General features: G+C 73.4%; 9 protein-coding genes. 6 read left to right on the forward strand and 3 right to left on the reverse strand.

What is annotated here, in order from left to right; translation table 11 throughout:
- Window positions 1-40 precede the first annotated feature (40 nt).
- Window positions 41-451 (forward strand): coenzyme B12-dependent isobutyryl CoA mutase small subunit, encoded by a 411-nt coding sequence (locus MMF93_RS20250; protein WP_114015576.1) that lies wholly within the window; start codon window positions 41-43, stop codon window positions 449-451.
- Between the two features lie 52 nt (window positions 452-503).
- Here the strand turns inward: MMF93_RS20250 and MMF93_RS20255 are convergent, their stop codons facing one another.
- Complete coding sequence (locus MMF93_RS20255) at window positions 504-2,057, reverse strand: DUF5691 domain-containing protein (RefSeq protein ID WP_423835625.1); 1,554 nt, start codon at window positions 2,055-2,057, stop codon at window positions 504-506.
- Between the two features lie 456 nt (window positions 2,058-2,513).
- Window positions 2,514-3,695, reverse strand: a complete 1,182-nt coding sequence (locus MMF93_RS20260; protein WP_242753517.1) for an SWIM zinc finger family protein — start codon at window positions 3,693-3,695, stop codon at window positions 2,514-2,516.
- Window positions 3,696-3,957: 262 nt separating this feature from the next.
- On the opposite strand from MMF93_RS20260, the gene MMF93_RS20265 reads away from it, so the two are divergent.
- The 5 genes from MMF93_RS20265 to sucD all read left to right on the forward strand — a co-directional run bounded on the left by MMF93_RS20265 (window position 3,958) and on the right by sucD (window position 11,168).
- Entirely contained in the window at window positions 3,958-5,061 is a 1,104-nt protein-coding gene (locus MMF93_RS20265; RefSeq protein WP_242753519.1) for an ATP-binding protein, read from the forward strand.
- Window positions 5,058-7,715: a DUF5682 family protein gene (locus tag MMF93_RS20270; protein WP_242753521.1), complete on the forward strand. Its 2,658-nt coding sequence runs from the start codon at window positions 5,058-5,060 to the stop codon at window positions 7,713-7,715. Before MMF93_RS20265 ends, MMF93_RS20270 begins: the two co-directional genes overlap by 4 nt.
- Complete coding sequence (locus MMF93_RS20275) at window positions 7,712-8,914, forward strand: VWA domain-containing protein (protein WP_242753523.1); 1,203 nt, start codon at window positions 7,712-7,714, stop codon at window positions 8,912-8,914. Before MMF93_RS20270 ends, MMF93_RS20275 begins: the two co-directional genes overlap by 4 nt.
- Before the next feature lie 160 nt (window positions 8,915-9,074).
- The gene (sucC, locus tag MMF93_RS20280) at window positions 9,075-10,247 is read left to right on the forward strand and encodes an ADP-forming succinate--CoA ligase subunit beta (protein WP_242753525.1); all 1,173 of its coding nucleotides are present in this window, start codon (window positions 9,075-9,077) and stop codon (window positions 10,245-10,247) included.
- A gap of 36 nt (window positions 10,248-10,283) precedes the next feature.
- Window positions 10,284-11,168: a succinate--CoA ligase subunit alpha gene (sucD, locus tag MMF93_RS20285; protein ID WP_242753528.1), complete on the forward strand. Its 885-nt coding sequence runs from the start codon at window positions 10,284-10,286 to the stop codon at window positions 11,166-11,168.
- Between the two features lie 126 nt (window positions 11,169-11,294).
- Here sucD and MMF93_RS20290 read toward each other — a convergent pair whose 3' ends face one another.
- Window positions 11,295-12,251 carry an RNA polymerase sigma factor gene (locus tag MMF93_RS20290; RefSeq protein WP_242753530.1) on the reverse strand — a complete coding sequence of 319 codons (957 nt, stop codon included), beginning with the start codon at window positions 12,249-12,251 and terminating at the stop codon, window positions 11,295-11,297.
- Between the last annotated feature and the right edge of the window lie 158 nt (window positions 12,252-12,409).

Genomic DNA, 12,409 nt, shown 5'->3' on the forward strand with positions numbered 1-12,409 from the left:
GGCCGGGAGGTCGTGGAGGTCGTCCAACAGGGAGGCAATGATGGTTGTGTCCGGTCCGATCCGCGTGGTCGTCGCCAAACCCGGCCTCGACGGCCATGACCGGGGCGCCAAGGTCATCGCCCGCGCCCTGCGTGACGCGGGCATGGAGGTCATCTACACCGGCCTGCACCAGACCCCGGAGCAGATCGTCGGCACCGCCATTCAGGAGGACGCCGACGCCATCGGCCTCTCCATCCTCTCCGGCGCGCACAACACCCTCTTCGCCCGCGTCCTGGAACTGCTGCACGAGCGGGACGCCGGCGACATCAAGGTGTTCGGCGGCGGGATCATCCCCGAGGAGGACATCCCCCCGCTCAAGGAACAAGGCGTCGCGGAGATCTTCACCCCCGGCGCCACGACCAACGAGGTCGTCGACTGGATCCGCACGCACGTGGGACCGGTGGCCGCCTGAGCCCTGCCAGTGGCCCAGGACTGCGCGCCACAGAGCCGGATCACCCGCCGGATCACCCCCTCCCGCTCAGTTCCGCCAGCATCGTGCCCCGAAGCCGCAACGTGCTGACGAGCCGCTGGAACGACTCCGCCCAGTAGGCGCCGGCCCCCGGAGACTCCTCCTCCCGTGCGTCGGGAACAGCGGCGAGCGGCGCGAGCCGCTCGGCGTCGGACGGGTCCAGGCAGCGCTCCGCCAGCCCCATCACCCCGCTGAAGCTCCACGGGTAACTCCCCGCGTCCCTGGCGATCTCCAGCGCGTCCACGACCGCCCGCCCCAACGGCAGCGACCACGGCACCGCGCACACCCCCAGAATGCGAAACGCCTCCGACAGGCCGTGAGCCGCGATGAAGCGTGCGGCCCACGCCCCCCGCTCCTCCTCGGGCAGCACCGACAACAACTTGGCCGGATCGCCCGGCCCCTCCGCGAACGGCTCGATGGGCTCACCGATCAGCGCACGTGCCCACGCGGCGTTCCGCTGCCGGACAGCCGCACCGCACCACGCGGCGTGCAGGTCGTCCCGCCAACCGTCGGCGACCGGCAGGGCGACGATCTGCTCGGGCGTCCGCCCCTCCAGCCGTGCGCACCACACGTCCAACGGGGACGCCTCCACCAACTGGACGAGCCACCACGCCCGCTCACCCCGCCCGGTGGGCGGTTTGGGTATGACGCCGTCGCGCTGCATACCGGCGTCACACTCGTGCGGCGCCTCCACGACGATGCCGCCGCCGCGCACCCGGTCCGGAGCCACGCAGGCTCTGGCCCGCTCCGCCATGCGCGCCGCCAGCGCGGAGCCTGGCAGCGCAGCCAGCAACTCGGCCGCCGTCGCCCGCACCGTACGGCTGCGGTCCGCCAGAGCACGCTCAAGGAACGACTCGTCGGCCTCGCCGAGCCCCTGGCGCAGTGAGTCCAGGAACATCAGCCGGTCTTCGGCGCGCTCGGTCTGCCAGGTCGAGGCCAGCAACGCCAGCCCCGCCTCCGGCCGGTGCCGCCGCAACGACGACAGCACCGCCACCCGCTCGGCGAACAGCCCCTCCTGCCAGACCCGCTCGCCCACGCCCGGGTCCTCACCCGCACCCGGTGCGCGGCGCCGCACGCCGTCCCGCAGCGCGAACCTCCAGTCCGGGTTGTGCCGCGCCAGCCACAGCGCCCGGGGGCCTGCGAAGGCCAACGTCTCGGCCCGCAGGTCCGTACGGGCCCGCGCCGCGTCCAGCAGCGCCGGCAGCAGGTCCGCCGGGGCGCGGTAGCCCTGGCGGTTGGCCTCGGCGAGCCACTGCGGCAGCAACTCGCCCAGGTCGGGGCCCGCACCGCGCCGCCCCGCCACCGCGCCCGGGTGCCCCGTCCCGCCGCCCGCCCGCTCCGCGAGCAGCGTGGCCAGCCGCTGCTCGGCAGCGGTGGGCAGCGGCGTCCGCGCGTCGTGCGGCGCGGGCCCCGGCCGACTGCGGGGCGCGTCGGGCCGCGCCCCGGCCCGACGGCGTACGGTCTCGGCCGCTGCCGCGTCCAGCAACGCCGTCGCGCTCCCGCCCGGCGGGTGCCGCCGCTCGCTCCCCAGCAGAGCGGCAGCCACCAACTCCCCCCACTCCGGGCCGTCCGCCCCGCCGCCCTCGCCCCGCCCCGCACGGTGCGGACCGTCCGTGTCCGCTTGCCCCCGGCCCGGGCCCGGGCCGGGACCCGCCCCCGGGCCCGGGTACGGGGGCGAGATGGCTCCCGTCGACCTGGTCGCCGCTTCCGGCTGCCCGCCGAGTTCCTGCTTGTCCGGCCCCGCCGACCCGGCCGCTGCCAGCGGTTCGCCGTCGTGCTCCGGTTCGTCGGGCCGCGCCGACCCGGCCGTCGCGTCCGGTTCGACGGCTTCCGCCGCCTCCGCCTCCGCCTCCGTCTCCGTTCTCGGCTCGGCGGCTTCCGCCGCCTCCGGCGGTCCGCTCACCTGATGATTGCGTTCGACTTCCGTCTCAGCCGACACGTCGTTCAGCTCCCGTCCCGCCGCTGTCTCCTCTTTCCCTTGGCCCGGCTGCCCCGCCTTCCGTCGTCAGAGGGTGACGGGTCTGCTTCCGAGCCAGGCCGTGTGCGGGGTGAAGCCGTGGTGCCCGCACTCGCCGAAGACCGTGAGGGGGCCGTCGGCGGACATGGCCAGCAGCTTCCACAGGGCTCTCGGGCTGGTTTCCGGGGCGAGGGGGAGGGCGACATCGGCTCCGGCGGAGGCCACTTGCCAGCCGGTGGCCGTCCGGGGCCGGGACCGGGCCGGTCCCGTGGCGGACGCGCCGCCCTCCGGCGGGGGTATCGGCACCACATCCCGCAGCACGTACGGCCAGCCCTCCAGCCACGGGTCGCCGTGGAGAGCGTGCGCGTACGTCTCCAGGGCTTCCGCGATGCTGCCGCCCGTCGGCCGGAAACCGGGCACCGGCGCCCCGTGCCGCTCGCCGAGCGCCACCCGCAGCGGACTGCCACCGGGGTAGTAGGCGACTTCGGCGTCCAGCGCCGCCCCCACCGGCAGCGCCGGCTCCGGCGCACGCCCACCGGCGGCGAACGAGAGCAGCATCGCCGATCGCCCCGTCGCTCGGCCGTGCAGCCAGATGCGCCGGGCCGTGAGACGCCCCTCCTCCGTGTCGCGCTGGGCGAGCACCAGCCACTCGTCCCGTATCAACGCGGCACCGTCCGCGAGAAGTTCCGACGTCTCGACCGTCAGACCCATCCGGGTGCGCACCGTCTCGGCCAGTGGCGTCGGCAACGCGTCCCTCCCCTCCCAGGCGCGGGCGAGCAGATGCAGCAGCGCGCACTCGGCCAGCAGCCGTTCCGGCCATCCCTCGCCGGAACCGGCGACCGAACCCAGTTCCCGTACCCGAGCGGCCAGGCCAGGGGCCTGGGAGTCGACCATGCGGGCCGCGATCTCCTCCCACGGCGTGTATCCCGCTTGCTCGGCGCCCGCGAGACCGCCGCGCAGCAGGTCGGCCAGCCGCTGCTCCAACTCCTCCGTGCCCGCGCTGATCCGCGCCGCGCGCTGGGCGGCACGACGGTGCGCTGCCTCGGTGCGGGACCGGCTCCGGGCCGGGGTAGGTGTCCCTGCGCCGGAGCTCCCTGCGCCGGAGCTCCTTTCTCCGGACGTGCTGGTCTCCGCTCCGGCGCCCTCTCCTTCGGCGCGGAGCGCCGCGTCGTCGGCCGGCATCGGCGTGCCTGCTCGCTCCGCCGGCCGGCGGACCGTGTGTCCACCCATGCCGAAAACGGTAGGCGCCGCCACTGACAACGCGCCCCAACTGCTCGTTGCCGCAGGTCAGAAGCGATGGCGGAGGCATTGTCAGTGGCGGGGTGCACAGTGGTTCACGGATCGGCCGAGGCGCTGTGGCGCGGGGGTTCCTTCCTTGGCCGCTCCTCTGCCTTTTTCCGTCATCGAGCCTCCGAACCGAGCCCCGAACCGAGCCTTCGAACCGAGCTGTCGAACCGAGCTTTTGAACCGAGCCCTGCGTTGAGGGGGAGTTGTGACCCAGAGCAATGTCGCGGAGCAGCCGGCGCTGCGGCCCCACGCCGAGGACGCGTTCGCGGACGAGTTGGCCGCGCTGGCGGACGTCGACGACCGGCCGCGGCCCGCTCGCTGGCGGCTGTCGCCGTGGGCCGTGGCGACGTACCTCCTCGGCGGCGAGCTGCCGCAGGGCCGGGTGATCTCGCCCAAGTACGTGGGTCCGCGGCGCATCGTGGAGGTCGCCGTCAGTACGTTGGCCACGGACCGGGCGCTGCTGCTGCTCGGTGTGCCGGGCACGGCCAAGACGTGGCTGTCGGAACACCTGGCGGCGGCCGTCAGCGGGGACTCGACGCTGCTGGTGCAGGGCACGGCCGGCACGGCGGAGGAGTCGATCCGCTACGGCTGGAACTACGCGCAGCTGCTCGCGCAGGGGCCCAGCCGGGAGGCGCTGGTCCGCAGTCCCGTGATGCGCGCCATGGCCGAGGGCATGACGGCACGGGTCGAGGAGCTGACCCGCATGCCCGCCGACGTGCAGGACTCGCTGATCACCGTCCTGTCCGAGAAGACGCTGCCGGTCCCCGAGCTGGGCGAGGAGGTCCAGGCGGTCCGCGGCTTCAATCTGATCGCCACGGCCAACGACCGTGACAGAGGGGTCAACGAGCTCTCCAGCGCCCTGCGCCGCCGCTTCAACACGGTGGTGTTGCCGCTGCCGGAGAGCGCGGAGGCGGAGGTGGAGATCGTGGCACGCCGCGTCGGCCAGCTGGGCAGCTCTCTCGACCTGCCGCCGGCCCCTGAGGGGTTCGACGAGATCCGCCGGGTGGTCACCGTCTTCCGCGAGCTGCGCGAAGGTGTCACCGAGGACGGGCGCACCAAGCTCAAGTCGCCGTCGGGCACGCTGTCCACGGCCGAGGCCATCTCCGTGGTGACGGGCGGCCTGGCGTTGGCCGCGCACTTCGGTGACGGGGTGTTGCGCGCGGGCGACGTGGCGGCGGGCATCCTGGGCGCCGTAGTCCGTGACCCGGCGTCAGACCAGGTCGTGTGGCAGGAGTATCTCGAAGCAGTCGTGCGTGAGCGGGAGGGCTGGAAGGACTTCTACCGCGCCTGCCGAGAGGTGTCGGTATGAGGGCTTCCGCACACGAAGGCGCCGTCGCGCCGGTGACCTGCGGTCCTGCTCGGGATGCGGTACCGCGAGGGGGCCCGGCGGCCGGGCCGCTGCTGCTCGGCGTGCGGCACCACGGGCCGGGCTCGGCGCGTGCGGTGCGGGCAGCGCTGGAGGCGTACGGGCCGCGCGTCCTCCTGATCGAAGGCCCGCCGGAGGGTGACGCGGTGGTGGACCTGGCAGCCAAGGAGGCCATGGTTCCGCCCGTGGCGTTGCTGGCCCACGCGGTCAACGAGCCGGGCAGGGCCGCTTTCTGGCCACTCGCGGAGTTCTCGCCGGAATGGGTGGCCATCCGCTGGGCGGCGCGGCGCGGCGTGCCGGTCCGTTTCATCGACCTGCCCGCAGCGCACACTCTCGCGATGAGCGAAGGCCTCACGGCGAGCGAAGGCCAGGAGGAACCACCCGGGGAAGGCGAGGCGGAACCACCCGGGGACGGCGAGGAGAAGCCGCGCAGGGAGGGGGAGGAGACGGTCCCCGGCGGCCCCCACGGGGGTGGAGCCGCCGGGGACACGCCACCCGAGGGGACGCGGCGGACCGCAGGCCACCAGGAGATACGGCTCGATCCGCTGGCGGCGCTCGCGGAGGTCGCCGGGTACGACGATCCGGAGCGCTGGTGGGAGGACGCCGTCGAACACCGGAGAGGCGGCCACCACGACCCCTTCGCGCCGTTCACCGCTCTCGGTGAGGCCATGACCGAGCTGCGCGCTGTGCACGGGGACGGCGGCCACTCTCAGGACCTGCTCCGCGAGGCCCATATGCGGCTGCGGCTGCGGGAGGCCGCCAAGGAGTTCGGAAGCGCGGGGACGGCCGTCGTCTGCGGCGCCTGGCACGTGCCCGCGCTGGCCGAGCTGGAGCGGACGGCGGTGACGGCCGACCGCCGGCTGCTCAAGGGGCTGCCGAAGGTGCGGGCCGAGGTCACGTGGGTGCCGTGGACGTACCGACGGCTGGCGCGCCGGTCGGGGTACGGAGCGGGGATCGCCGCGCCCGGTTGGTACGGCCACCTGTTCGCCGCGCCGGACCGGCCCGTGGAGCGGTGGATGACGAAGGCCGCGGGGCTGCTGCGGGAGCAGGACCATCCGGTCTCGCCCGCTCATGTGATCGAGGCGGTGCGGCTCGCCGAGGCCTTGGCCGTCATGCGCGGACGCCCGCTGGCCGGGCTGACGGAGTCCACCGACGCGATACGTGCCGTGCTGTGCGAGGGCTCGGACGTGCCGTTGGCCCTGATACGGGAGCGGCTGGTGGTCGGTGAGGCGCTGGGCGAGGTGCCCGAGGGCGCTCCTGCCGTACCGCTGCAGCGGGACGTGGAGCGCCGGCAGCGTGCCGTGCGGCTCAAACCGGCGGCCACCGAGCGGGAGCTGGACTTGGACCTGCGCAAGGACACCGACGCGGCACGCAGTCGCCTGTTGCACAGGTTGCGGCTGCTGGGCGTCGACTGGGGCGTGCCCGCGCACTCGCGCGCGGGCAGCACCGGCACGTTCCGCGAGACGTGGCGCCTGCGCTGGGAGCCGGAGCTGTCCGTGCGGGTGGCCGAGGCCGCGCTCTGGGGCACGACGGTGTACGAGGCGGCCACCGCCAAGGCCTGCTCCCGTGCGGTGGAGGCGCCGGCCGGCACGCTCGCGGACGTCACCGCGCTGGCCGAGGACTGCCTGCTGGCGCACCTGCCTGACGCGTTGCCCGTCGTGATGCGGGTCCTGGCCGACCGGGCGGCGTTGGAGGCCGATGTCGGGCACCTCGCGCAGGCACTTCCCGCGCTGGTGCGCAGCCTGCGTTACGGCGACGTTCGGGGCACCGACGCGGGGGCGCTCGCCGAGGTGGCGGGCGGTATGGCCGCGCGGGTGCGCGTCGGGCTCCCGCCCGCCTGCGCGGGGCTCGGTGAAGAGGGCGCCCGCGAGATGCGCGGACATCTGGACGCCGCACACCAGGCCGTGCGCCTGCTGACCAGCGACGCGTCGTGCGCGGAGAGCGGGGAGGGCCCGCTGGGGAAGGGCCTGGCGGAGGAGAGCCAGGCTGAGGAGGGCCAGGCGGGGGAGGGCAGGTCAGGGGCCGGTCTGCTGGGCAGGTGGCGCGGGATGTTGCGGACGCTCGCCGGGCGTGACCGGATACCCGGCCTGCTGCGCGGCCGTTGCGTGCGGCTGCTGCTGGACGAGGGCTGCCTGGCGGAGAAGGAGGCGGAGCGGTTGATGAGCTTCGCCCTCTCGCCGGGGGCGCCGCCGGGTGAGGCTGCCGCGTGGGTCGAGGGCTTCCTCTCGGGTGCGGGGATGCTGCTCGTCCATGACGAGCGGCTGCTCGCGCTGGTCGACCGGTGGCTGACCGGTGTGCCGGCGGAGGCGTTCACGGACGTGTTGCCGCTGCTGAGACGGACGTTCGGGCAGTTTGAGCCGGGGGTGCGGCGCACGCTGGGTGAGCTGGTGCGGCGAGGGCCCGCGGATGACGGTGGCAGGGCGGCGCCGGGGGCGGGGGAGGGGCTGCCCGGTTTCGGTTCGGGGCTGGACGCGGCGCGTGCCGAGCCCGCGCTCGAGACGGTACGGCTGCTGCTGGGCGGGGCCCGGGCCGGGACGGGAGCGTGGGGGGAAGACGAGGGCGAGCCGGTGGACGAGCGGCAGGAGGTGTGCATATGACCGCAGGTCAGGACAGTGTGCCGGGGGCCGCGGAGGCGGAGCGGTTGCGGCGCTGGCGCATGGTGCTCGGCGGCGGCGAGGCGGACGGCACCGGCTGCGCGCTGGGCAGCGCGGACAGCGGCATGGACCGGGCGCTGGAGACCGTCTACGGCGCGGACGGCTCCGGTGGCGGCGACCGGAGCGGCGGTGGCAGCCGCGGCGGCGGGCTCGGCGCCTCCGTCCCGCAGATGTCCCGCTGGCTGGGCGACATCCGCACGTACTTCCCCAGCCCGGTGGTGCAGGTGATGCAGCGGGACGCCGTCGACCGGCTGGGGCTCACGTCGCTGCTGCTGGAGCCCGAGATGCTGGAGGCCGTCGAGCCGGACGTGCACCTGGTGGGCACGCTCCTGTCGCTCAGGGCCGCACTGCCTCAGACCAGCAGGGAGTCGGCCCGCGCCGTGGTGCGCAAGGTGGTGGCGGAGCTGGAGCGGCGGCTGGCGGCCCGGACCCGGTCGGCGCTGACCGGAGCGCTGGACCGTTCCGCGAAGGTCGACCGCCCCCGCCACCGGGACATCGACTGGAACCGGACCATCCGGGCGAACCTGAAGAACTACCTGCCCGAGCAGGGCACGGTGGTGCCCGAGCGGCTGGTCGGCTACGGGCGGGCCGCGCGGTCGGTCAGGAAGGAGGTCGTCCTCTGTGTCGACCAGTCGGGGTCGATGGCGTCGTCCGTGGTCCACGCCGCGGTGTTCGGCGCGGTGCTGGCGTCGATGCGGACGGTGGACACGCGGCTCGTCGTCTTCGACACCGGCGTCGTGGATCTGACCGACGAGCTGGACGACCCCGTCGACGTTCTGTTCGGCACCCAGCTGGGCGGGGGCACCGACATCAACCGCGCGCTCGCCTACTGCCAGTCGCGGATCAGCCGCCCGTCGGAGACGGTCGTCGTGCTGATCAGCGATCTGTACGAGGGAGGGATACGTGGGGAGATGCTGGGGCGGGTCGCCGCGATGAAGGACGCCGGTGTTCAGTTCGTCACGCTGCTCGCGCTCTCCGACGAGGGAGCGCCCTCCTACGACAGGGACCACGCCGCCGCTCTCGCCGCCCTCGGCGCTCCCGCTTTCGCCTGCACTCCCGACCACTTTCCCGAGGTGATGGCCGCCGCGATCGAGAAGCGTCCGATACCGGTGCCGGGAGACCGGGGGCCCGGGGGGCTGTGACCGTTGTCACCGCGTATGTGTGAGGTGCGATTTAGGCAGCGCACGCGCGCAGGGCTAACCTGCAAGGCGGACATGCCGCGCGACCCGTGGACGCCGCGGCCCTGCGGCACGCCCACGCTGACAACGACCGCGAGACCATTGATTAAGGGGACGGACGCGCGTGGACCTGTTCGAGTACCAGGCGAGGGACATCTTCGCCAAGCATGACGTACCGGTGCTGGCCGGTGAAGTCATCGAGACGCCTGAGGCGGCGCGCGAGGTGACCGAGCGGCTCGGCGGCCGGGCGGTCGTCAAGGCCCAGGTCAAGACCGGTGGCCGCGGCAAGGCCGGTGGCGTGAAGCTGGCCTCCGACCCGGCGGACGCGGTGGAGAAGGCCGGCCAGATCCTGGGCATGGACATCAAGGGCCACACGGTCCACAAGGTGATGCTGGCCCAGACCGCGGACATCGCGGAGGAGTACTACGTCTCCTTCCTCCTGGACCGCACCAACCGCACCTTCCTGGCCATGGCCTCGGTCGAGGGCGGCGTGGAGATCGAGGAGGTCGCCGCCACCAAGCCGGAGGCGCTGGCCAAGATCCCGGTGGACGCCATCGAGGGCGTCACCGAGGCGAAGGCCCGCGAGATCGCCGAGGCCGCGAAGTTCCCGGCCGAGCTGGTCGACCAGGTCGCGCAGGTCCTGATCAAGCTGTGGGACGTGTTCGTCAAGGAGGACGCCCTCCTCGTCGAGGTCAACCCGCTGGTCAAGACGGGTGACGGCAAGGTCATCGCGCTCGACGGCAAGGTGTCGCTGGACGCCAATGCCGACTTCCGCCAGCCCGAGCACGAGGCGCTGGAGGACAAGGCCGCCGCCAACCCGCTGGAGGCCGCGGCCAAGGCCAAGGGCCTCAACTACGTGAAGCTCGACGGCCAGGTCGGCATCATCGGCAACGGCGCGGGTCTGGTCATGTCCACCCTCGACGTGGTCGCCTACGCGGGCGAGGCGCACAGCAACGTCAAGCCGGCCAACTTCCTCGACATCGGCGGTGGCGCTTCCGCCGAGGTCATGGCGAACGGCCTGGAGATCATCCTCGGCGACCCCGACGTCAAGTCGGTCTTCGTCAACGTCTTCGGCGGCATCACCGCCTGCGACGCGGTCGCCAACGGCATCGTGCAGGCGCTGGAGCTGCTCAAGTCCAAGGGCGAGGACGTCAGCAAGCCGCTGGTCGTGCGCCTCGACGGCAACAACGCCGAGCTGGGCCGCAAGATCCTGACCGACGCGGCGCACCCGCTGGTGCAGCAGGTCGACACGATGGACGGCGCGGCCGACAAGGCCGCCGAGCTGGCCGCCAAGTAAGCCCGGACGAGACCGAACGAGGACACCGACAACACCATGGCTATCTTCCTCACCAAGGAGAGCAAGGTCATCGTCCAGGGGATGACCGGCTCCGAGGGCCAGAAGCACACCAAGCGGATGCTTGCTTCCGGCACCACCATCGTCGGCGGCGTGAACCCGCGCAAGGCGGGCACGAACGTCGACTTCGACGGCACTGAGGTGCCCGTCTTCGGCGGCGTCAAGGAGGCGATGGAGAAGACCGGTGCGGACGTCACCGTCATCTTCGTCCCGCCGAAGTTCGCCAAGGACGCCGTCGTCGAGGCGATCGACGCGGGCATCGGCCTGGCGGTCGTGATCACCGAGGGCATCGCCGTCCACGACACCGCCTACTTCTGGGACTACGCCTCCCAGAAGGGCAACAAGACGCGGATCGTCGGCCCGAACTGCCCGGGTCTGATCACCCCCGGCCAGTCGAACGCGGGCATCATCCCGTCCGACATCACCAACAGCGGCCGCATCGGCCTGGTCTCCAAGTCGGGCACGCTGACGTACCAGATGATGTACGAGCTGCGCGACATCGGCTTCTCCACCTGCGTCGGCATCGGTGGTGACCCGGTCATCGGCACCACCCACATCGACGCCCTCAAGGCGTTCGAGGCCGACCCCGACACCGACCTGATCGTCATGATCGGTGAGATCGGCGGCGACGCCGAGGAGCGCGCGGCGGACTTCATCAAGGAGAACGTGACCAAGCCGGTCGTCGGCTACGTCGCGGGCTTCACCGCGCCCGAGGGCAAGACGATGGGCCACGCCGGCGCGATCGTCTCCGGCTCCTCCGGCACCGCGCAGGCCAAGAAGGAGGCCCTGGAGGCCGCGGGCGTGAAGGTCGGCAAGACCCCGTCCGAGACCGCCCGCCTGGCACGCGAGCGCCTGAGCGCCTGAGGCGCCCGAGCCGCCTGAGTCGCTCGAAGGTCTGAGCGACGCCTGGAGGCCGCGCGTCCGAGACGGCGCCGCCGGGCCGTGGCACGGCTGCTTGACGGGCCCGCACCCCGCGAGGGTGCGGGCCCGTCAGCTGTTCCGTCCCGGTTCCGGCTCGTTCCGCTGGAAGTCGTGCAGGTCCACGCGCCCGTTGGTGGAGCGGAGCTGGGGCAGATAGGCACGGTCCGCGGACCGCGAGTGCCTGGCCTCGGCGTGCCGGCGATCCCGGCCCTCTTCACTCGTCCGAGTGGTTCTCACCGCCGACGCGCCGGGGAACGCCGCCGGAGCGAACGTCCGGGGCACCACCTGGGCGGGCTTCTTCGGAGGCTGCTCGCTCTCCGCCGTCACGAGAGTGAGCACCGTCGCCGCCGTCACGGCCGCCGTCAGCCCCAGCGAGGCCCGCGTCCACAGCCGCGTCGTACGGAAGCTGCGGCGGCGTACGAGAAGGGGCGGCACGGGCCGTACCGGCTGGGCCACGGCGAGTTCGCGCAGCGTGAGGGCCAGCACGGCGCCGCGCCGTCTGCGCGGGTGCTCCCGCAGCGGCGGCCAGCTCTCCTCCAGCGCCACCCGCCCGTGCGTGACCCGGCCCGCGGCCGCCTCCGTGCTGCACTCCACCTCGGCGGCGGTCTCCGGCAGTGTCAGCCCCAGCCCGTAGTGCAGCAGCAGAGCGGCACGGTAGCTGCGCGGCAGCCCCAGAAAAGCCTCCAGCACGGCGCGGTCCTCCGGCGGGCCCGAGTACGCCTGCGGCACGCGGCGCAGCGGGTGGAACTGGTGCCACGGGGACAGCGCGTACTCGTACACCGTCGCGCGCACCGTGCGCGTCGGGTCGCTGCCCGCCAGCACCTTGGGCCAGTGCTGCCAGGCCTGGTGGAACGCCCACCGCACGGCGCGCTCCGCCACCCGCCGGTGTCCTGACAGCAGGAACGCCTGCCGCGTGAGGGCCCGCGCCTGTCGCACGTACAGCTCGTCGAACGCCTCGATGGGGTCGGACGGTAGCTCCCGCGGCTGCGTGGCCGTGCGTACGAAGTCGTCCACAGGGCCCGCCACACTCGCGACCACCTCGACGCGGGGCGGCTCCGCTTCGCTCCGCCGCGGTGCGGGTGCCGACACCCGCGGCGTCGGCGCCACCTCGCCCGTGAGGGGTTCGCTCCGGGGGGTGGGCGCCGGTGCCGTACGGGTCCCCCCGCCGTCCCCACCACACCCGC

Source organism: Streptomyces tubbatahanensis (genome assembly GCF_022699385.1).
GTDB classification, from domain to species: Bacteria; Actinomycetota; Actinomycetes; order Streptomycetales; family Streptomycetaceae; genus Streptomyces; species Streptomyces diacarni.